We start from the raw sequence: 21,806 nt of genomic DNA, 5'->3' as shown, positions 1-21,806 counted from the left end.
AATAAGAAACAGAAAAAAGGCTGGTGCAACGAGTTTGCGCCGGCCTTTTTTACAGGAGGTCAATATGGCGATTTTATTTCACGAAGAACAGAAAACATTTCATCTCTACAATAAAGAGGTAAGCTATATTATCCGTATTATGGAGAACGGACAGTTGGAAAATCTGTATTACGGAAGAGCAATCCGGGATAGGGAGGACTTTTCACATCTGCACGAGGAAATCTCCCGTCCTCTTACTTCTGTGTGTGTACCGGAGCCGGGTGTTTTGTCCATGGAGTACACAAAGCAGGAGTATCCGGTATACGGAACAGGAGATTATAGAAGCCCTGCGCTTAGTGTTTTACAGGAAAATGGCAGCAGAATTGTGAACTTTACTTATGTTTCTCACGAAATTTATCAGGGAAAAAAGCTGTTGACACCCCTTCCGGCTGTGTACACAAACAGTGATGAGGAGGCATGCAGCCTGGACATTTGTCTGCATGATGAGGTTATGGATACAGATTTGGTTCTTTCCTATACAATTTTTGAGGAATATCCGGTGATTGCCAGAAATGCAAAGCTCGTACACAGAGGAAAACAGAGCATTGTACTGGAAAAGGCAATGAGTTTTAGTACTGAGTTCCAGGATATGGACTTTGAAATGGTGCAGCTTTCCGGCGCATGGGCAAGAGAGCGATATGTAAAGGAAAGAAAGCTGGAAATGGGAATCCAGGCAATCCAGGGACTTCACGGCACAGCCGGCGGTGCAGAGCATAATCCGTTTCTGGCATTAAAAAGACCTCACACAACAGAAAATCAGGGAGAGGTTTATGGCTTCAGTCTGGTATACAGCGGTAATTTCCTTGCCCAGACGGAGGTATCTACCTTTGATATTACAAGAGTAATGCTGGGAATCCACCCGGAAGGTTTTTCCTGGACGCTGGAAAAAGGAGAAAGCTTCCAGACACCAGAGGCCATTTTGGTATACAGCGATAAGGGCTTAAATAAAATGAGTCAGGTTTATCACCGTCTGTTCCGAAAAAATCTCATGCGTGGGAAGTGGAGGGACGAACCGCGGCCCATTCTTCTCAATAACTGGGAGGCAACATATTTTGATTTTACAGAAGAAAAAATTCTGGAAATTGCCAAAAAGGCAAAAGAGGCAGGGGTGGAACTGTTTGTACTGGACGATGGCTGGTTTGGCGTGCGAAATGACGATTACAGAGGTCTTGGGGACTGGTATGTGAATCTGGAAAAACTGCCGGACGGGATTGCCGGGCTTTCTGAAAAAGTGGAAGCTATGGGACTGAAATTCGGTCTTTGGGTGGAATTGGAAATGGTAAACAAGGACAGCGATTTGTACCGGGCGCACCCGGATTGGGTTATCGGCGTGCCGGATAGATTTGAGTCCCATGGAAGACATCAGCATGTGCTTGATTTCTCCAGAAAAGAAGTGGTGGATTATATTTATGAAACGATTTCTAAAATCCTGCGGGAGTCTGAGATTTCTTACATTAAATGGGATATGAATCGCTATATGACGGAACCCTATAGCAAGGGTGCGGCGGCAAAAGAACAGGGAAAGATGATGCATCGGTATATTCTGGGGCTGTATGATTTGTATACAAGATTGACACAGGAATTTCCCGAAATTCTCTTTGAGTCCTGCTCCAGCGGAGGTGCGCGCTTTGACCCAGGTATGCTGTTTTTTGCACCTCAGACCTGGACCAGTGATGATACAGATGCAGCAGAGAGAGCGAAAATCCAGTATGGAACTTCTTATGTATATCCTCTGGTAAGCATGGGTTCACATGTTTCCGCGGTGCCGAATCATCAGCTCCTGAGAAATACACCTCTTTCCACCAGAGCAAATATGGCATATTTTGGAACCTTTGGATATGAGCTGGATTTGAATCTTTTAAGTGAAGCGGAAATGGAACAGGTAAAAGAGCAGGTGGCATTTATGAAAAGGTACCGCAGGCTGATTCAGGTAGAAGGCGATTTTTACCGTCTGCTCAGTCCATTTGAGGGAAATGAAACAGCATGGATTGTGGTATCCCCGGATAAAAAGCAGGCTGTAGCAGCTTTTTATCAGAAGCTGAATAAAATCAATGCCTCCTGGCTGCGTTTCCGTCTGGAAGGGTTGGACAGAGATACCCTGTATGAGGTAAAATGTAACGATATCGTATATAAGGCTTACGGAGATGAATTGATGTATGTAGGAATTCCTGTTGACAGAGAGCTTTTGAATAAAGCCGGCGGAGATTTCGCATCACTGCTTTATGTCTTGCAGGAAGCATAAAATTTAAAAGTAAAGGAGTGGATTCATTGAGCCGTACAATGGGCTATACCAGTCATGCCAGATATAAATGTCTGGAGGATTTACAGAAGGATTCCGTAGATTTGTGTCTGACATACTGTGGCTGGGAATGCTGCGATGCCGGTTATCGTTTCGGACCGAATAAGAGAGAGGCCTATGTCCTTCATGTAGTTAAGGAGGGGCAGGGCACTCTGGAAATAAATAAGAAAAAATATAAAATTGGACCCAAAGAAGCCTTTTTGATTCCACCCGGAGTAGAGGCCTGGTATGAGGCTGACAGAGAAGAACCCTGGGTTTATATGTGGATTGGTTTTGTGGGACTTAAGGCAGATGAATGTGTCAGCGGTTCAGGTTTTTCTCTGAAAAACCCTACACGAAAAATCGGGTGTATGGAAAAACTCTCAGGTTATATTGATCAAATGCTGGAAGCCCATCAGCTTTCTTATGGAGATGAGCTTACCCGAAATGCCATGTTGATGCTGTGTTTTTCGGCACTTATGAAAGACTATGCAGAGAGCCAAAAGGAAGATGGGGGATCATCAAACGGACGTTTTTATCCGGGCTCCGTATATGTTAAGCATGCCATGGATTATATTAAAGATCATTACAGTGAACCTTTGAAAATCGGACAGTTGGCGGATTTTATAGGGGTAAATCGGAGTTATCTCACCAGCAGCTTTAAGAAAGTGACAGGTTGTTCTCCGCAGGAATTTCTGGTGAATCTGAGAATGGAAAAGGCAAAATCCCTGCTAAAGAAAACAGATTTATCTATCAATGCTGTGGCTTCAGCAGTGGGGTATACAGATCAACTTGCGTTTTCGAAAGTGTTTAAGCAGCACTGCGGAAAAAGCCCCCGAATATACCGGGAGGAGAAGACAGAGTTAATTATTATGAAAAATAAGGGATATGTAGCCCAAGATAAGATGTAAGAGGGAGGTGTAAAGGGATATAAGTAGAAGAAAAACTCCGGGGAAAACAGCCAGAAATGGTTTTCTCCGGAGTTTTACACATTTGAAAAAGTTTACTGGTCAAGTTTTTCTTCCAAATTGTTTACACTTATCAGACAGCCTTTTTCCGCGGATTCTAATGCAGCAAATACAGCTTTCATGGACTCAAAAGAGGATTCCCCGGAAATTTCAGGAGGTGTTTTGGTCTTTAGACACTGAATCCAGGTATCAACCATACCGGTTCCATTTCTGTGTCCTTTGTAGTCGTCCATATTATAATAAATTCGTTCTCCACTTCTCTTTTCCAAAATCAAAGGATATTTGGTATCACTGTTGATTTTTAAACAGCCCTGGGTTCCGTATAGTACAGTAGATTTGTCTTCCTGCCCGTAACAGGTCCAGCTCACTTCCATGGTACCGAGAATACCTTTTTCAGTGCGATAGATGCAGATAGCATTGTCGTCCACAGAAATGGGGGTTCCATCTGGATTTTTTTTGTCAAGAGCGCCGGTTACAGCCATAGCGCTTTTAATTGTATCATCAAGAAGATAATGTATTAAATCTGCTTTGTGAATACCCAAATCTGCCATAGCGCCGAAAGCGGCAGATTTTTTATCAAAGAACCACACTTTGTCCTGGTCGATTGTCCAGGTTTCAGGTCCTGAATGTCGGAAATTAGTGCGGAAGCTTAAAATTTTTCCGATACTTCCCTGCTGAAGGAGCTCTTTTGCTTTCATATGGACAGGGAGCAATCTTTCCTGCTGGCAAATCATTAAATATTTTCCGGATTTTTTTGCAGCTTCCACCATGGCTTGACATTCCTCATAGGTTACAGCCATGGGTTTTTCACAGAGCACATGTTTTCCGGCAGTTAAGGCTTTTACGGAAATTTCACAATGGGAATAGTTTGCTGTACAGATACTCACAGCGTCAATAGCGCTGTCTGCCAGCATTTCCTCATAAGATTTATACGGGATAGCGTGATATTTTTCGGCCACTTCTTTTGCTCTTTTTTCGTTGATGTCATATACGCCATAGATACGGGCATCTTGATTTTTATCGTATTCCGGAATATGCCGTACCTGAGCAATTCTCCCACAACCAATGATTCCAATGTTTATCATATAAGGTACCTCCTTGAGTTTTTTTTGATTATAAAGTAGAAAAAAGCAGAAAAAAACAAATATTTTTACTGGAATTATGCATATTTTTACTGTGGCAGAGGAGGTCTTTACAGTAAAAAAAGGTAGAATTCCGGTAAAAAAATTAAGAAAAGCACTTGGTAAAAAAATGTATACTCAAGATATCTTAAAAGAGTCAGGAGGTATTTAGAGTGAATAAAACGGTTGTTTTTACATCAGCAGGAGAAGTAGAACTGCAGGATAAAGAAATGCCCAAACCGGCGGCTGGGGAAGTGTTAATTGAAACAGAAGTTTCTTTGGTAAGCACAGGAACAGAACTTACTTTTCTTAGTGGGGAATGCCCGGAAAATTCCAAATGGTCCGGATATATTCATTACCCTATGACAAGCGGTTATTCAAATGTTGGTATTGTAAAAGAAACAGGAGAAGGTGTTTCTAAGGAATGGATTGGAAAAAGAGTTGCAAGCTTCAGTAAGCATGCTCAGTATGTAATAGCAAAAGAGGCGGAATTAAGAGTAATACGATATGATATTACACCGGAAGAAGCGACTTTCTTTGCAATTGCAGAAGTGGGATTAAATGGTATCAGGCGGACAAAGATAGAGATAGGAAACCGTGTAGTTGTGTACGGAGCAGGGGTTATCGGACAGCTTTTGGTAAGATATTTATTGGCTGGAGGCTGTACAGAAATTATAGTGGTAAACCGAACTGAAAAAAGATTAGAATATCTTCCAAAATCCCTGGCTGTTATTCCAGTATCTTCCCTTCGAAAGAATGTAGCAGACGTTGTCAGAGAAGTGACACAGGGAGAAATGGCAGATATTGTATTTGAAACGACAGGTAATGCGGATTTGATTCCGGAGGAATTTAAAGTACTGCATCAGCAGGGGAAAATGTGTATGCTGAGTTCTCCCAGAAAAGCTACAAAATTTGATTTTCATGATTTTTGTAATGCAGGAAGTTTTGATATTATAGGAGCTCATATATCTTCCCAGACAGAGCAGCCGAGTTTTGACAATCCCTGGACCTGCGTAAGAAACAGTGAAACATTTTTCAGAATGCTTGCCACAGGACAGATGGAGGTGGCGAGCCTTATCAGCCATCGAGTGCCTTATACGGAAGCTCCACAGGTATATAAAAATCTTTTAAAAGATCGTACGCAGTCTATGGGTGTAGTTTTTGAGTGGAGATGAGGAGAGAAGTTATGGAAAGAAAGTGTTATGCTCCGGAGAAACTGACGTGTGAATATCGGGAAAATCCAATTGGTATTCACAGTCAAAATCCCAGATTAGCATGGAAAATGACAGGGAACGGGAGAGGAAGAAGGCAGACAGCTTATCAAATTATAGCGGCACATAGCGATGCTCAGCTTAAAGAAGAAAAAGAATTGTGTTGGGACAGTAAAAAAGTAGATTCATCAGAGTCATTAGGGATTCTTTATGGAGGAAAAGAGCTGGAATCCAGAGAGAGAGTTTACTGGCGTGTGAGAATCTGGGACGAGGAAGGAAGACAATCTCCGTGGAGCGCAGTACAGTTTTTTGAGGCAGGACTTTTAAAAGAAGAGGATTGGAATGCAGACTGGATTTGTGCAGAAGATGAAGTAAGCGCTCCGCATTTTCGTAAAGAATTTTTTTTGGAAGAAAAACCCGAAAAGGCGAGAGTGTATATATGTGGGCTTGGGTTTTATGAATTTTCCATGAATGGAAGAAAATGTGGAAAAGATTTGCTGACTCCTAATAGAACAGATTTTACAAAAACGGTTTATTATCACACTTATGATATTAGGGAGGAACTGAGAAAAGGAACAAATGCGCTGGGCATTATTTTGGGAAATGGTTGGTACAATCAGAAAGATAAAGTGAATGTAAAACTTTTATGGTATGGATATCCCCGGTTGCTCTTTCAGGTTGAAGCGTATTATAAAGACGGAACAAAAAAAGTTATCAAAAGTGATACTTCTGTAAAATGGCATAGAGGTCCTATAGAATATAACAATATTTATTTTGGAGAAATTTATGATGCCAGACAGGAACTTCCAAACTGGAATGAACCCGGATCGTGTACAGAAGACTGGGAAAATGCAAGGATAGCAGAAGCGCCGGGAGGAAAATTAAAAGAACAGAGGGCTTCCTCAGATATCGCATTTGGTACTATTTCACCCAAAACGATTACCCGAGTGAAGGAAGATATGTATGTATTGGATTTCGGACAGAATATTACAGGCTGGCTAAGACTGAAAATCCAAGGGAAAGAAGGACAGACGGTTACTATGCGTTTTGGTGAAGAACTGTGGCCAGATGGAAAAATTAATTATTACAGTACAGGAACCGGGTGGAAACAGCAGAAAGATGTCTATATTTTGAGTGGACAAGGAAAAGAGATATATGAACCAAAGTTTACCTGGCATGGTTTCCGATACGCAGAAATACAGGGATATGAGAAGATGCCTGAGCCAGAGGATATAGAGGCGGTTGTTGTCCATACAGGCGTAGAAGAAGACGGAAGTTTTACCTGTTCTAATGTACTCATGAATCAAATACAGCAGATTTCCAGATGGTCTTTAGTCAACGGTCTGCATTGTGGCATGCCTTTGGATTCTCCTCACAGAGAAAGACAGGGATATGGAGGAGATGCTCTGACTGCGGCAAAAGCATGTATTTATAATTTTAATATGGAGAATTTCTATGCTGCCTGGATAGATGATTTTGCAGACGCACAAAACAAAGAAAACGGTTTTATTCCTCATACAGTGCCCTGTCAGGACGGAGGAGGCGGACCTGCATGGGGCTGTGCATATATTGTGATTTCATGGCTATGTTATGTTTACTATGGGGATAAAGAAATACTTAAAAAGCATTATGAAAATATGGAGCATTGGCTGGAATTTTTATCAACAGGGGTAAAAAATGGAATTGTTGAGGCAGAAGGTGAAGATAAAACCTGTCTGGGAGAGTGGTCCACACCTGGAGAAATTTTAATTCCGCCACGTTTTGTAAATACTTATTTTTATGGATATTGTGCGGGACTTATGGAATATATATCTGATATTCTGGGCAAGGAAAAAGAAAAAAAGAAGTATGCTGTATTAAAAGAAGATACGATAAAAGCATTCCGTAGAGAATTTTTCTGCCAGGAAACCGGACAGTACAGTATTGGCGCACAGGGAACCGAAGCTTTTGCATATAAAATGGGGGCTATTAAACCTGAGGAAGAGAACAAGGTATTTGCCTTTATGGCAGAACATATCGAGAAAGATTGTGGAAATCATTTGGACACAGGGATTTTCGGAACCCCGTATCTTTTTGAAACATTGATTGACAGTGGATACGGAGAAATTGCATACCAGATGATAACCGGTAATACCTATCCAAGCTATGGATTCATGATTGCCAATGGCGCTACTGCATTGTGGGAATATTGGGAAAAAGACTATGGTTTTTACCAGTGTTCCTGCTGTCATAATCAGCCCATGTTTGGCAGCATAAGCGGAAGCTTTTATGAAAAAATAGCAGGTATTGGACCTGCATCTCCTGCTTATAAAGAAATTCTGATAGCGCCGCAGCCCATTGGTGAATTGCGTTTTGCTGCTGCAAAGAAAGAAACAATGTATGGAATGGTATCTGTAGAATGGGAAAAAACGGAGAAAGGATTTTCACTGTATCTTTCTGTTCCATGTAATACGAGAGCAACTGTCCAAATACCGGATTTAGGAAATACGCTTTTGGAGGGAGAAGAGATATTGTATCCCAGGGAAAGTTCCAAAGAGGGTATCGAAGAAGTTCGCAGGACAGAAAAAGGATATTGTGTTTTGATTCAATCTGGAAATTATCATTTTTACTTGGAAAAATAAGGATTGGGAAAATGTATGAAAACAAGAAGCAGTGATATTTTAGAAGGCCCTGGGTGGGCAAATGTAAGAGCTTTATATAAGGCAGACGGATATTCTCAGGAAGAATTAGAGAAGCCCATAATAGCAGTAGTAAATGCTTATAGTTCCATTTGTCCCGGACATGTGATTTTCAGACAGCTTTCAGAGCGTGTCAGAGAAGGAATACAGGCCGGAGGAGGGACTCCTGTTGAACTTGGAATGATAGGAGCTTGTGATGGAATTGCTATGGGCCATAAAGGAATGAAGTATATTCTCCCTACCCGTCAGATGATAGCAGATAGTATAGAAGCAATGGCGGAAGCGCATAGACTGGACGGATTGGTACTTTTGGGAAGCTGTGACAAAATAATTCCCGGAATGCTTATGGGGGCTATGAGAGTGAATCTGCCTACCATTCTGGTAAATGGAGGACCGAGTCTTCCCGGACGTATGAAGAAGGATAATCCGTACGGAGGGGAATTTATCGATCATTCTATTATACAGGAGTCCGAAGGTGCATTACAGAAAGGAATGATAAGCAAGGAGAAGTTTCAATGGATAGAAGATCATGCAATGCCGACCATGGGCTCTTGTGCCATGTTGGGAACTGCAAATACTATGGGGTGTCTGGCTGAAGCAATGGGAATCATGTTACCTGGAACGGCTGTTATTCCTGCTGTATACAGTGAAAGATTGGCAGCAGGGTATCGGAGTGGAAAACAGATAGTAGAACTTGTAAGAAGAAATATAAAGATAAGGGATATTATAACGAAAAATGCTATTTATAACGGTATAAGAGTAAATGGAGCTATAGGCGGTTCCACAAATGCAGTTCTTCATTTAATTGCTATTGCATATGAGGGAGAAATCGAATTATCCATATCTGATTTCGGAAAAATCTGTGAAGGGATTCCGCATTTAGTGCCATTGATTCCTTCCGGAAACCGTACGCTTTTAGAGTTTTATGAAGCCGGAGGAGTTCCGGTACTTATGAAGGAATTAGAAAGTATTTTATGGGTTCAGGAAAAAAATTGTCAGGGAAAAATACTGAGAGAGGTTCTTGAAAAAGTACAAAATTTTTATCCTGAGGTTATTCATTCTATAGAGAATCCCGTACATACCAGAGGTGGAATTAAAATCCTTTATGGGAATTTGGCTCCGGAAGGCGCTGTATCCAAGCCTTCCGCTATTCCGGATAAAGCATTGGTGTTCAGGGGAAAAGCAAAAATCTATGAGGGGGAAGAAGAGGCTTTAAAAGGAATACGTCGAGGAGATGTGCAGGAAGGTACTGTTATAGTTATCCGAAACGAAGGTCCAAAAGGGGGTCCGGGAATGCCGGAAATGTACAAAGCTATGAAGCTTCTGGTGGGAATGCATTTGGGAGATAAGGTATGTCTGATTACAGATGGAAGATTTTCAGGGTCTAACAATGGCTGTTTTGTGGGACATATATCTCCGGAAGCAGCACAGAATGGACCAATTGCCTACCTGGAAGATGGCGATGAAATTTTTGTGGATATTTCCAGGGGCTTGATTGAAGCTGCAGATGTGGATTTTGAAGAGCGTCGAAAGAAAAAGAAACCTTTTGTCAGAGAAGTTAAAGGCTGTCTTTATCAATACGCTCAGAATGTCAAATCCGCATCGCAGGGGGCAATGATTCCTAACCGCAGAGAGTATGACCGTGAGGAGGAAAACAGATGATGAAAATAATAGATGTCCATGCTCATTTAGGCGATGATTGCGTTTTTGATCATCATATTACAGAAGAAGATCTGCTGGAGGGATATAGAGGAACGTTTGTAGAGGGGGCTATTGTACAGCCCTCTCTTCCAAGATTTTCTTTAAAGGCAAACCAGGAAATACATGACCGAATTGCCCGTTTATGTGAAAATAAGCAAATGAAATTTTGGGGAATGGCTTCTATATATCCTCATTTTACAAAAGAGGAATACAGGCAGGAGGCATACAGATGTATTCATGAATTGGGATTTGTGGCGCTTAAGCTTACACCGATAGGACATGCTGTAGACCCGGAATCAGAGGACGGAATGTTTGTCTTTTCAGTAGCTCGTGAACTGGGAGTTCCTGTTATGGTTCATACAGGAACTGGATTACCTTTTTCGCAGCCTGTAAAGATATTGAAAGCTGCTCAGAAATATCCTGATGTAAAAATCGTACTTGCACATTCCGGCATGGACTGGTTTACTCATCAGGCTATTTTGGTAGCAGAGCAATGTCCCAATATTTATTTGGAAACTACCTGGACAGGAATATTTCAGACTAAAGAAGTTTATCAGAAAATAGGACCGGACAGGCTGATGTTTGCGTCAGATCATGTAAATAATGTTTCTGTAGAATTAGAGAAATATCGGCAAATATTAAAGCCGGAGGATATGGAACAAGTGATGTGGAAGACAGCAAAAGAAGTGTTTTGTCTATAGGATTGGAAATATTTGGAAGTATGCATTTATTGTTTGACAGCAGAAAGTAGTATATAATATACATAATTCTATGAAAAAACGGACAATTGACAAAAAAGAGGGGGATTATGTTGAAAATAAGAAAGTGGAAGCAAAAAATACAATATTTTATATATTCAAAAAGAATGGCAACGAAAATGTCGGTATTTATGATTTCTATTGTCACACTCACACTTTTTTGTACAATTGGGATTTATCAGACCTATAACAAACGGATTTTGTATCAAAATATTCAAGAGGCTGCCAGTACAAATTTAACAAGCGTAAAAACCCTTATAGAAAATACTATAGAAAGTATTAATACATATTCTTATATCTGTCTTTCTAACTCCGCAGTACAGCAGGGTCTTGGAATGGGAGGAGAATCTATTGATGATTTTCGGAATATTGAAAAAATAGAAGCTTCTCTTACGGAAACCATTGCTAAGATAGATTTAATAGAGTCTATTTATATCTTTGACAGAGAAAAGTTTCTTTGTTATTCCGATAAATCAGGAAATCATTCTCTTCTTTACAATGAAATACAGGATTACGACTGGTATTCAAAAGTTTCTCCAGATGGAAAGTACTATGTAATGTACCATTGTAAAGAGTTTTTCAAAAATCAGGATAAAGTGCCAGGTATCTCGTTTGTCAGGGCTATAAGAGGTCTGGATTCTATGCAGACAATAGGATATATGGTAATCAATATTTCTCAGGAAGTAATGGATAATCTTCTTCTGGAGTTGGAAGATAACGAATTTCAAATGAAATTTCATATTTTTGCGGATCAGAATCATGTTCTTTTAGATACTTTGGAGGAGGGGACGCAGGAGGAAGTGCAGAATCTGGGAGCAGAACTTATAAAGGAAGGGAAAAGTTCTGTTATCCGCCCCGTTAATAAAATACGTTGTCAGGTATCTGTACAGGAATCAAATGATTTGATTTATACAGGAGTTATACCCCTTGATGATGTTCATCAACAGAGTAGGAATCACATTCTTCTCATGTTGCTGTTTGCTGCTCAGGCTGTCATAGTTATGATTGCAGCTTTGTTTCTTTCACATTGGTATACACGTCCCATTGAAATGCTTATGGAATCTATGGAAGGAGTAAAGCAAGGTAAATTTAAGCGTATAGAAATTAAAACCAGCCATTATGAAGTACAGAATCTGATTGATGATTATAATAAAATGATGGGAGAAATTGAAGAATTATTAGATAAAACAAGGCGTGTAGAAGGGCAAAAAAGGAAGGCGGATTTAGAAGTGTTGAGTATTCAAATGAATCCCCATTTTCTTTATAATACTTTTGATTCTATTAAATCTTTGTTTTTACTGAAAAGATATGAAGATGCTTATAGAATGATGTGTGAATTATCCCAATTTTATAAGATTAGTTTAAGTAAGGGAGATGAACATATTCCTATAGAAAAAGAAGTGCAGATGGTTGCTAATTATGTAGAAATACAGAAGATGCGTTATGGAGAAGGTCTTCAGATTTATTATGAAATCTCCCAACAAGTAAAAGAATATAAAATTTTGAAATTAATCTTGCAGCCATTGGTGGAGAATGCAATTGTTCATGGGATTCATGGCTTTGTAGAAAATGGAATTATTTATATACGAATAAAAGAAGAAAATGGATATCTGCATTTAGAGGTAGAAGATAATGGGGTAGGAATGTCAGAGCGTACCTTGTCAGGAATTTTACAGGGGAAAAATACAGGAAAAGGAAAATCTTTTGGACTTATGGGTACGATTAGAAGATTATCTTATTGTTACGGGGAAGAGATGCAATATAAAATAACCAGTAGAATTCATCAGGGTACGCGAATATGGATTTGTATTCCTGTTGAAAAACTCCAAAGATAGAAGGGGGAATTCTATGTTAAGACTTATGATTGTGGACGATGAATATTTAATCAGGCAATATATTCGTAATTGTATCAACTGGGAGGAAATAGGGTATACGATAGTTGGAGAACTGGGGTCAGCACAGGGTGCTCTTCGTCTTGCAGAAGAATTAAAACCTGATGTTGTGTTGACGGATATCTGTATGCCGGGATTAGATGGATTATCATTTGCCGGACTTTTAAAGGATTTGAATCCTAACGTCAGGCTTATTGCAATTACGGGGTACAACGATTTTGAATATGCACAAAGAGGAATCAGAGTTGGTTTAGATAATTATCTTTTAAAGCCCATAGATGAGAATGAACTAAGAAAGGTTATGGTAGAAGTCAGAGAAAGTATTTTATCGTGGAAAACACAGGAATCCCTTTTTAGTGAATTATCCGATTACCGAAGACAAAATGAGCCGATTGTCCGCGAGTACTATTTGCAAAAATTATTGGAACCGGATTTTTCCGGTGAGTTGAGAGATGAAAAAATCATAGATTCTATATTGCCTGGGAGTGGAAATTTTTTTGAAGTTTTAGTGCTGAGTTTTGATGATTTTTCTGCACTTCTTTCAGGAAAAGAAGTGAAAAAAGGAAACAGAGAGTGGATTGAGAAATATCTGGAAGAACATTTTAGAAACAAAAGTATAACATGGGTATCGGATAAGTTCGGTCACCTTGTTTTATTTTGTAGGGAGAGGGATTGTTTCTGGGATAAATTTTTGAGTGAATTGGAAAATGATTGGAGAAAAAATTTTCATTTTGGAATCTATTATGGAAGAGGAACTCCAGAGCATTCGTGGGAAGATATTTATAAATCGTATATGTATGCCAATAAACAATTAAATGCAGCGGTTGCTTTTGGGAATAATCAGTATTGGAAAGAAAAAAAGTATTTTACGTTTAAGGAATGTGCTGACTTACTTTCTATGGAAGATTTGAAGCGATTGTATACATATATTGAAACAGATTCTCCGGAAAAGATAGAAATGCTCATTAAAGGGTGGTTTCAGGAATGGAACAACATTCGCATGCCGGATTTATTTTATTTAAAAATTCAGCTGTTAAACGCTGTTTTTTATATTTATTCCAGAGGTGAAAATAAAGAGGATTCTGTGAGTTTTCAAAAGAAGTATAAAGACTATTATCAGCAAATAGTTCAAATACCGACATTGAAACTTCTTCAGGAATACTTTTTGGAAATCTGTGGGACAATTATGAAAACATTTCGTTCCCCAAATTCGGTGCGTCCGTCAACACTTATCTTTTCGGTAAAAGAATATATAGACAGTCATCTTGAGGATACAGATTTATCGTTAGGAAAGACAGCAGAAAAGTTTTATTTAAACAGCAGTTATCTAAGTAGAATTTTCAAACAGGAGGCAGGTATTTCTTTTATAGAATATGTGAATTCTCAGAGAGTAGAAAAGATAAAATTTCTTCTGCTAAATACCGATTTGAAAATTTATGAGATAGCAGAGAGGGTAGGAATTGAAAATGCGAACTATTTAGGTATTATTTTTAAAAAAATGGTAGGCTGTTCCCCCTATGAGTATCGCAGCCAAAAAATGAAGATAGATTAAATCCGTTGGTGGTAAAAATAATGAGGAAAATAGTAAAAACCTAAAGAAGAAAGAAAGGAGAAAATCAGTATAATGAAGACATAAAGAACAACGTAAAAACCCGGAAAGGAGGAAGGGGCATAGTATAAGATACATAGCCCTGAAAACAAAATGAAGAAAAGGACGAAACAAATATTGGCAGCGTTATTCTCTGCAGCTATGGTGCTGTCGGTGACAGCCTGCGGAAGTGAAACGGCAGAGGAAAAGGGAACTGTGTCTGACAGCAGTAAAGAGGAAGGTGGTTCAGAAAAAATTGAATTATCGGTTTCTCATATTATGGTCAATGAATCAGATAGTCAGGTGGCAGCCTGGAATAAAGCTTTGGGCGAGTATAAAGAAACACACCCGGACATTGTGATTAAAGAAGATAAGGCTGACAATGATGCCTATAAGACGAAATTAAAGACTACTTTAGCAGCAGGCTCTGCGTCAGATATCTTTTATTCCTGGGGCGGTGGATTTTCCGAATCTTTTGTAGAGGCCGGAATTGTGGAAAATCTTGATTCTTATGTGGAAAGTGGTGTCATTGATATGGACAAGATGATGCCTAATATCTGTAATAATTTTTATTACGATGATTCGTTATACGGACTTCCGCTTGATAGTTTTATGGGTGTGCTTATGTGTAACCAGGAACTATTCGATAAGTATAATTTAGAAGTTCCTAAAACAATGGAAGAACTTTATCATGTATCAGAAGTATTTTTGGAAAACGGAATTACGCCTCTGGCACTCGGGGAAAAAGATAAGTGGCCCGGATTATTCCCATTTGGGATTCTTTCCCTTCGTTATGGCGGTGTAGAAGAAAATACTGCACTTTTAAATGGGGAAGGTAATTTTGACCAGGAATTTGTAAAAAGAGCAGCAGGGGAACTGGAGAACTTAGTGGAGAAAGGTGTGTTTTCAGATAGTGCTGTAGCGCTTACAAATGATGAAGCAAAAAATGAGTTTTTAGAAGGCAGAGCAGCTATGTTTTATAATGGAAGCTGGGGTGTTGCAGATTTAGATGTTAACTCCAAGCTTGCCGGGAAGCTTACAGTGACGAATTGGCCTACAGTAGAAGACGGAGCAGAACATCAGAATGAATATATTGGCGGCGCCAGCGCAACTTTAATGGTATCTTCAAAATCTCCTCATAAAGAAGAGGCAGTAGAATTTGCTGTATTTATGAGCCAGAAGTTTTCTGAATATGGGTATGAAAGCGGTGCACATCTTCCTACCTGGAAATATGAAGGAAATGCGGAGTTGTCAGATATGCAGGTACAGCTGAGGGAAATGATGGAAAAAGCAGATGGCTTCTGTTTGGCATGGGATACCTTGCTAGATTCGGAAACAGCAGATATTCATAGTAATTCTTTGCAGGGAATTTACGCAAAACAGACGACAGCGGAAGAATATATCAAAGCAATGACAGCAACCAGAGAGTGATGATAATTTCGACAGAGTAATCCTTGGAGCAGAGATTGCTCTGTCGAATTTTTGATTAGGGGGTATTACTTATGGATAAGTTTTTAGGAAATAAAAAAGCGGTTATGCTGTTTACACTTCCCTCCTTGCTGCTCTTTGGCGGCTTACTCCTTGTATCTGTAGTATTTTCTTTTTATTACAGTACATTGGAGTGGAATGGTATTGGAGAGGGAGTATTTATAGGTTTAGACAATTACATAGAAATGTTTCAGAATACGATTTTTGATAAAGCAATTTTAAATTCTTTTTTACTTTGTGTGTTTACTCTGGCAATACAGCTTCCTTTGGCGCTGATTTTGGCATTGATACTGGCATCTCACATAAAAGGAGAGGTGTTTTTCCGAACTGTTTTTTTTATCCCGGTTACTTTATCAACTGTAGTAGTAGGACAGCTTTGGCTTAAAATTTATAATCCAAACTATGGGGTGTTAAACGAACTGTTAAAAATGATTGGCTTAGAGCAATTTACACAAAATTGGTTAGGAGATGTAAACACAGCTTTATTCAGTGCGTTTGTTCCCATTATATGGCAAAACATAGGTTATCATATGCTGCTTATGTATACGGCTATAAAATCTATTCCAAAGGATATTCATGAATCCGCTCAAATAGATGGCGCCACAGGAGTTAAGGCAGCTTTTAAGATTACAATACCGTTGATTTTACCTACGATTAAAACCTGTGCCATTTTTGTAATTACCGGTTCATTAAAAGCATTTGATATGATTTATGTATTAACAAATGGAGGACCGGTAAATTCTACGGAAGTGCCCAGCTCTGTAATGTTTAACAGTATTTTTGTTATTAATCGTTATGGATATGGAAGTGCTATGGCTATTTTTATCGTAGTAGAGTGTATTGCAATTGCTTTTATACTTCAACGGTTTGTGAAAACGTCGCCTATTGAATATTAATGGGAGGAAATTGTAAATGAAGGGATTTTTACAAAATATTATGGGGAAAAAACTTGTGAGAATAATTTTGGCTTTATTTTTATTCTGTTTTGTAGTTACTTCGATATATCCTCTAATCTGGCTGGTGTTTTTCTCATTTAAGAGTAATGAGGAGATTTTTGGAGGTAATGTCATAGGACCGCCAAAGGAGTGGCTGATAGAAAACTATAAAGACGCATTGCTTGGAGGAAAGGTTTTAGGATATCTGGGAAATAGTGTGTTTGTTACGTTTGTAGTAATTATAGCGTCTACCGTTCTTATTTCCATGGTAGCGTATGCAGTGACCAGAATGAAGTGGAAACTTCGGGGAGTCACTTACTGGTTTTTTATGGCAGGATTGACCATTCCGGTACATGCTACTTTACTTCCGCTATTTATTATATTGAAAAGGTTTCATATCCTAAATACACCTTTGGCAATCATCATTCCTTATACGGCCTTTGCTCTGCCATTTGGGATTATGGTACTTGGAAACCATTATGCATCAGTACCATATGAAATGGAGGAGGCTGCCTGTATAGATGGTTGTAACATTTATCAGACTTTCTTCAGAGTGATTTTACCACTCGTTCGTCCGGCATTAGCAACAATTGCCATTTTTACTTTTTTGTCTTCGTGGAATGAGCTCATGTTTGCTATGACTTTTATCAGTGATGATAAATATAAAACGCTTACGGTAGGAATTCAAAGTTTGGCAGGTATGTACTATACGGAATGGGGGCCTATAGGTGCGGGAATGGTAGTAGCTACATTTCCGGTTCTTCTGATTTATATATTGTTGAGCCGACAGGTGCAAAATGCTATTTTAGCAGGAGCCGTAAAGGGGTAAAGAAGAGAAAGCTGTCGTTTTAAACATTATCCAAAAATATTTTGGGTATGTACTTAATGCGACAGCTCTCCCTTTTTTATTTACGAGAGAGTGTGCAGAAGTTCTTTGACAGAAATATTTAACTGTTCCATCGCCCTTTCCAATACACTTCTGGGACAGCCGATGTTCAGTCGCATATGTCCTTCTCCTCCCATACCGAAAATATCCCCGCTGTTTAACCAGATTTTGGCTTTGTTCAGGAGAAAGTCATTTAAAGCTTCCTGGGACATTTGAAGCCCGGAGAAATCCAGCCATGCCAGATAAGTACCGTCCAGAGGCATCATGGTAATCTGAGGCAGATTTTCGGCAAGGAAGTTCTGTACATAATCGGAATTCTGTTTTATGTAAATTAAAAGCTGCTCCAGCCAGTCTTCTCCATGGGAATAAGCTGCTTTGCAGGCTTCCATGGAAACCAGGTTGACAATGTCCAGTCCGGTGCAGTCCAATTCTTTCTGGAAAGCGGTTCTCAGTTCTTTGTTTGGAATAAAGATATTGGAAAGCCCAAGTCCTGCAATGTTAAAGGTTTTGCTGGGTGCGGTACAGATGATACAGTTTTCCTGCATGTCTTTGTTTAAAGGGGCAAACTCAGTATGTTTATGTCCCGGAAATACAAAATCATGGTGGATTTCATCTGCGATAACCTTGACCTGATATTTCAGGCACAGGTCAATGAGACGTTCCAGTTCTTCCTTTGTCCACACCCGTCCGCCTGGATTGTGGGGTGTGCAGAGAATCAAAAGTTTTACTTTTTCTTTTGCAAATTGCGCTTCGATTTTTTCAAAATCCATATAAAAGCGGTGGTCTTCCCCAAGAAGCAAAGGATTTTCCACCAGAGTACGTTCATTTCGAACCACTGCATTTTTAAAGGGGTGGTATACAGGCTGCATAATCATAACGGCATCGCCGGGAGCTGTCAGCGCTTTTACGGCAATGGAAATGGCGCAGACGACCCCTGGGGTACAGATAAGCCAATCTTCTTTTGGAGTCCAGTTATGCCTTCTGGTGAGCCAGTTAATAACTGCATGATAATAATCCTCTTTGGGACTGGAATAGCCGAAAATACCGAAGTGTCCGGCCTCTTCTACAGCCTGACATACCTCATCAGGAGAACGAAAATCCATGTCTGCAACCCAGAGAGGAATAACATCTGCAGGAACATGATATTCTTCCTTGAAAGCATGCTTAATGGAGGTGGTTTTTGTGCGGTCAATGTATTTGTCAAAGTCATAAAGTTTCATAATCCGGGGTCCTTTCTCAGATAAAATATAGAGTGCTTTTATTATACACCCAAAGCCTGTGCAATTCAGCAAAATATCGGATTTTTATAGAAAAAGTTCATTGATTCCAAAGGATTCTTTCTTGCGGCTCAAGTTGCGGAAGAGTATAATGTAGATTAAGAATATACCAAAAACTGCAGGGGGGAAGAAAAGTGAAGCAGGCAATAAAAAAATTTGAAAAAGCAAAGGACTTTTTGATCTGTATTGATTCGGATGGGTGTGTATTGGATACTATGGACGTGAAACATATGCGCTGTCTGGGACCGTGCCTGGTACACCAATGGAATCTGGAGGAATACAAAGATGAGATTATCCGATTGTGGAGAAAGGTAAATCTTTTAAGCAATTTCAGAGGGATCAACCGATTCCGTGGTCTGGCAAGAGTACTTGCCGACATTCATGAAAATTATACCTGTATAGAAGGGCTTTCGGAATATGTATATTGGGTACAGACAGCAAGCGAGCTTTCTGATGAAAGCCTTCGGGAAGCTTTTGAGAGGACAGGAAGTATATGTATAAAAAAAGCAATAGAATGGTCGGGGTTGGTGAATCAGTCTATGGCAATGATTTCAGACAGGAAAAAACCACCCTTTGAAGGTGCGCGGGAAGCGTTGGAGCTGGCAAAGAAATACGCGGATATAGCTATTGTAACTTCAGCCAATGGTGTGGAAATCAGAAAAGAATGGGAAAATCAGTCCCTGATTCAGTACACAGACCTTCTGGCTTCTCAGGAAACAGGGCGTAAAGCGGAGTGCCTAAAGGAACTGGTGGAAAAGGGATATGAGAAGAAAAAAGTCCTGATGATAGGGGATTCTCCTATAGATCTGGAGGCAGCACGGGAAGCAGGAGCCCTTTTTTACCCCATACTGGCATATCAGGAAAGGGAATCCTGGGAAATATTTCCAGAGGTGCTGAAACAGTTTCTGGAAGGAAACTATGAAAGGAAAATGCAGGACAGATGTATTGAGGAATTTCAGGGGAATTTGAGTATATAGAAGTTGAAATGTGAAGAGCATTTTTATCTGTGATTTAAGTAATCAATCATTGCGAAAACCTCAAAGAACCGTTATACTATAAAGGACAGGAATTAAATTTAGCGGAAAATATAGAAAATACAAAAAGGCAGAGTGATTCTATCATTTTGCCTTTTTAGCGATAAATGATAAATATAGTAAGAAATAGTTGTGCTTGTGAGGCTTTTTTATTTCCGGAGAAATAGATACGATTAATCAAAAAGCAGGTGGCAGAACAAAATATAGAACCTATACAGATAAAATTTATCAGAGCATTTTTAAGGAAAAAGCGAAGGAATTGGGACACAAAAAAACAAGGAGAGGCTGCCTCAAAGGGCAGAAACAGGGAGAACAAATGAAACGTTTATTAATTTTAGGAGCAGGCGGATTTGGACACATGATTCAGGAAATGGCAGGGCTTTTGGGCTATGAAGAGGCCGTATTTCTGGACGATGCGGTAAAAGGCGCGGATGTAGTAGGGAAATGCTGCGATTACAGAGCCTTTGTAAAAGAATATGATACAGCAGTGGCAGCTTTGGGTGACAATGGTATGCGTCTGTACTGGACAGAAAAGCTGATGGAAGCAGGATACTATGTACCTGCCATGATTCACCCCACAGCAGTCATAAGCCCAAGTGCAGAGATAGGAAACGGTACCTTTGTTATGCAGAGAGCCGTTGTGAATACCAATACCGTGATAGAGCATGGCGTACTGATTAACAGCGGCGCAGTGGTAGACCATGATTCTTATGTGGCATGCGGCGCGCATGTCGGGTTAAACAGTGTGGTAAAGGCAAACTGTAATATTGAAAGCAGGAGAAAGGTAGAGGCAGGGGAAGTGGTGTTCTCCACAAGAAGAAAAATTGATGGTGTTGCAAGCCGTGATTTGGAAGATGCTCTGTATGCTTTTGGATTTGGTCCGCAGTGCAGTTATGTGAAACCTTTCGGTGAGGGTCATATTAACGAAACTTATGCGGTTTACATGCCAACAGAAGAAGGGGACGAGTTTGCTTACATTCTACAGAGAGTCAACAACAATGTATTTAAAGACCCGGCAGGAGTTATGGAAAATATTTTTGGTGTAACCGAGTATCTGAGAAATGTGATTCGGGAAGAGGGAGGCGATCCGGACAGAGAAACTCTGTCCTGTATTAAGACAAAAAGCGGCTGTACTTATTTTGAGGACAGCGAGGGACAGCCCTGGAGATGCTATAATTATATACCGAATTCGGTGTGCTATCAGCTTGTGGAAGAACCGGAGCAGTTCTACCAGTCCGGCAGCAGCTTTGGACATTTCTTAAAACAGCTTGGAGATTATCCGGCTTCCAGTTTAAAGGAAACCATTCCGGATTTCCACAATACGGTAAAACGGTTCGAGAACTTTACACGGGCGCTGAAAAGAGATATTAAGAACCGGGCAGCAGCATGCAAAGGGGAAATTGCTTTTGTCCTGGACAGAGAAAAGGATTGTAGTGTTCTGGTGAAGCAGCAGGAGGAAGGAACACTGCCTCTCCGTGTAACTCATAATGATACAAAGCTGAACAATATTTTATTTGATGCAGATACGGGAAAAGGACTTTGCATTATTGATTTGGATACCATTATGCCAGGACTGGCAGCTAATGATTTTGGAGATTCTATTCGTTTTGGTGCAGCCACAGCAGAGGAAGATGAGCAAAATCTGGATTTGATGCATTTTGATATTTCTCTGTATGAATTGTATGTAAAAGGGTATCTGGAAGCAACGAAAGATGTTCTGACGCCGGAAGAGATAGAGAGTCTGCCATGGGGAGCGCGTCTTATGACTCTGGAGTGTGGTATGCGTTTCCTGACAGATTATCTGGAAGGGGATACTTATTTTAAAACAGCGTATCCGGAGCATAATCTGGTGCGCGCAAGGACACAGTTCCGTCTGGTAGATGAGATGGAGCAGCAGTTTGAAAAAATGCAGGAGATTGTCAGAAATTATTGTTAAGAAGGCGTTGTAAAAA

The 21,806-nt window shown here is 39.9% G+C and carries 15 protein-coding genes; 13 read left to right on the top strand and 2 right to left on the bottom strand.

The features are described from left to right. Positions 1-64 precede the first annotated feature (64 nt). Positions 65-2,281: an alpha-galactosidase gene (locus tag DQQ01_RS15670; RefSeq protein WP_111920762.1), complete on the top strand. Its 2,217-nt coding sequence runs from the start codon at positions 65-67 to the stop codon at positions 2,279-2,281. A gap of 26 nt (positions 2,282-2,307) precedes the next feature. Next, positions 2,308-3,228, top strand: coding sequence for an AraC family transcriptional regulator (locus DQQ01_RS15665; protein ID WP_111920761.1), 921 nt, complete (start codon positions 2,308-2,310; stop codon positions 3,226-3,228). A gap of 92 nt (positions 3,229-3,320) precedes the next feature. On the opposite strand, the gene DQQ01_RS15660 is transcribed toward DQQ01_RS15665, so the two are convergent. Beyond that, entirely contained in the window at positions 3,321-4,370 is a 1,050-nt protein-coding gene (locus DQQ01_RS15660) for a Gfo/Idh/MocA family protein (RefSeq protein ID WP_111920760.1), read from the bottom strand. Between the two features lie 209 nt (positions 4,371-4,579). Between DQQ01_RS15660 and DQQ01_RS15655 the strand changes: the two genes are divergently transcribed. The 9 genes from DQQ01_RS15655 (at position 4,580) to DQQ01_RS15615 (ending at position 17,486) form a co-directional block, all read left to right on the top strand. Next, entirely contained in the window at positions 4,580-5,581 is a 1,002-nt protein-coding gene (locus DQQ01_RS15655; RefSeq protein WP_111920759.1) for a zinc-binding dehydrogenase, read from the top strand. A gap of 11 nt (positions 5,582-5,592) precedes the next feature. Beyond that, a complete protein-coding gene (locus DQQ01_RS15650) occupies positions 5,593-8,238 on the top strand; it encodes a family 78 glycoside hydrolase catalytic domain (RefSeq protein WP_162624344.1) in 2,646 nt (881 codons plus the stop codon). A gap of 15 nt (positions 8,239-8,253) precedes the next feature. Continuing rightward, on the top strand, positions 8,254-9,957 hold the full coding sequence (ilvD, locus tag DQQ01_RS15645; protein WP_111920757.1) for a dihydroxy-acid dehydratase: 1,704 nt from the start codon (positions 8,254-8,256) through the stop codon (positions 9,955-9,957). Continuing rightward, positions 9,954-10,697: an amidohydrolase family protein gene (locus tag DQQ01_RS15640; protein WP_111920756.1), complete on the top strand. Its 744-nt coding sequence runs from the start codon at positions 9,954-9,956 to the stop codon at positions 10,695-10,697. Before ilvD ends, DQQ01_RS15640 begins: the two co-directional genes overlap by 4 nt. A 107-nt stretch (positions 10,698-10,804) precedes the next feature. Further along, complete coding sequence (locus DQQ01_RS15635; protein ID WP_111920755.1) at positions 10,805-12,589, top strand: cache domain-containing sensor histidine kinase; 1,785 nt, start codon at positions 10,805-10,807, stop codon at positions 12,587-12,589. A 13-nt stretch (positions 12,590-12,602) separates the two neighbouring features. Then, positions 12,603-14,198 (top strand): response regulator transcription factor, encoded by a 1,596-nt coding sequence (locus DQQ01_RS15630; protein WP_111920754.1) that lies wholly within the window; start codon positions 12,603-12,605, stop codon positions 14,196-14,198. Between the two features lie 174 nt (positions 14,199-14,372). Then, on the top strand, positions 14,373-15,665 hold the full coding sequence (locus DQQ01_RS15625; RefSeq protein ID WP_162624342.1) for an ABC transporter substrate-binding protein: 1,293 nt from the start codon (positions 14,373-14,375) through the stop codon (positions 15,663-15,665). 71 nt (positions 15,666-15,736) lie between these two features. Further along, a complete protein-coding gene (locus tag DQQ01_RS15620; RefSeq protein ID WP_111920752.1) occupies positions 15,737-16,618 on the top strand; it encodes a carbohydrate ABC transporter permease in 882 nt (293 codons plus the stop codon). Between the two features lie 16 nt (positions 16,619-16,634). After that, positions 16,635-17,486 (top strand): carbohydrate ABC transporter permease, encoded by an 852-nt coding sequence (locus DQQ01_RS15615; protein WP_111920751.1) that lies wholly within the window; start codon positions 16,635-16,637, stop codon positions 17,484-17,486. Positions 17,487-17,566: 80 nt separating this feature from the next. Here the strand turns inward: DQQ01_RS15615 and DQQ01_RS15610 are convergent, their stop codons facing one another. Further along, positions 17,567-18,763 (bottom strand): MalY/PatB family protein, encoded by a 1,197-nt coding sequence (locus tag DQQ01_RS15610; protein WP_111920750.1) that lies wholly within the window; start codon positions 18,761-18,763, stop codon positions 17,567-17,569. A 191-nt stretch (positions 18,764-18,954) separates the two neighbouring features. Here DQQ01_RS15610 and DQQ01_RS15605 point away from each other — a divergent pair, with 191 nt between their 5' ends. Both DQQ01_RS15605 and DQQ01_RS15600 read left to right on the top strand, forming a co-directional pair. Beyond that, positions 18,955-19,797: an HAD family hydrolase gene (locus tag DQQ01_RS15605; RefSeq protein ID WP_242980444.1), complete on the top strand. Its 843-nt coding sequence runs from the start codon at positions 18,955-18,957 to the stop codon at positions 19,795-19,797. Positions 19,798-20,170: 373 nt separating this feature from the next. Then, complete coding sequence (locus tag DQQ01_RS15600) at positions 20,171-21,790, top strand: phosphotransferase (protein ID WP_111920749.1); 1,620 nt, start codon at positions 20,171-20,173, stop codon at positions 21,788-21,790. Positions 21,791-21,806 lie beyond the last annotated feature (16 nt).

Origin of the sequence: Blautia argi (assembly GCF_003287895.1) — a bacterium.
In the GTDB taxonomy this organism is placed as follows: Bacteria; Bacillota; Clostridia; order Lachnospirales; family Lachnospiraceae; genus Blautia; species Blautia argi.
The sequence above is the reverse complement of the archived record's forward strand: the minus strand, read 5'-3'. Positions and strand labels throughout refer to the sequence as shown.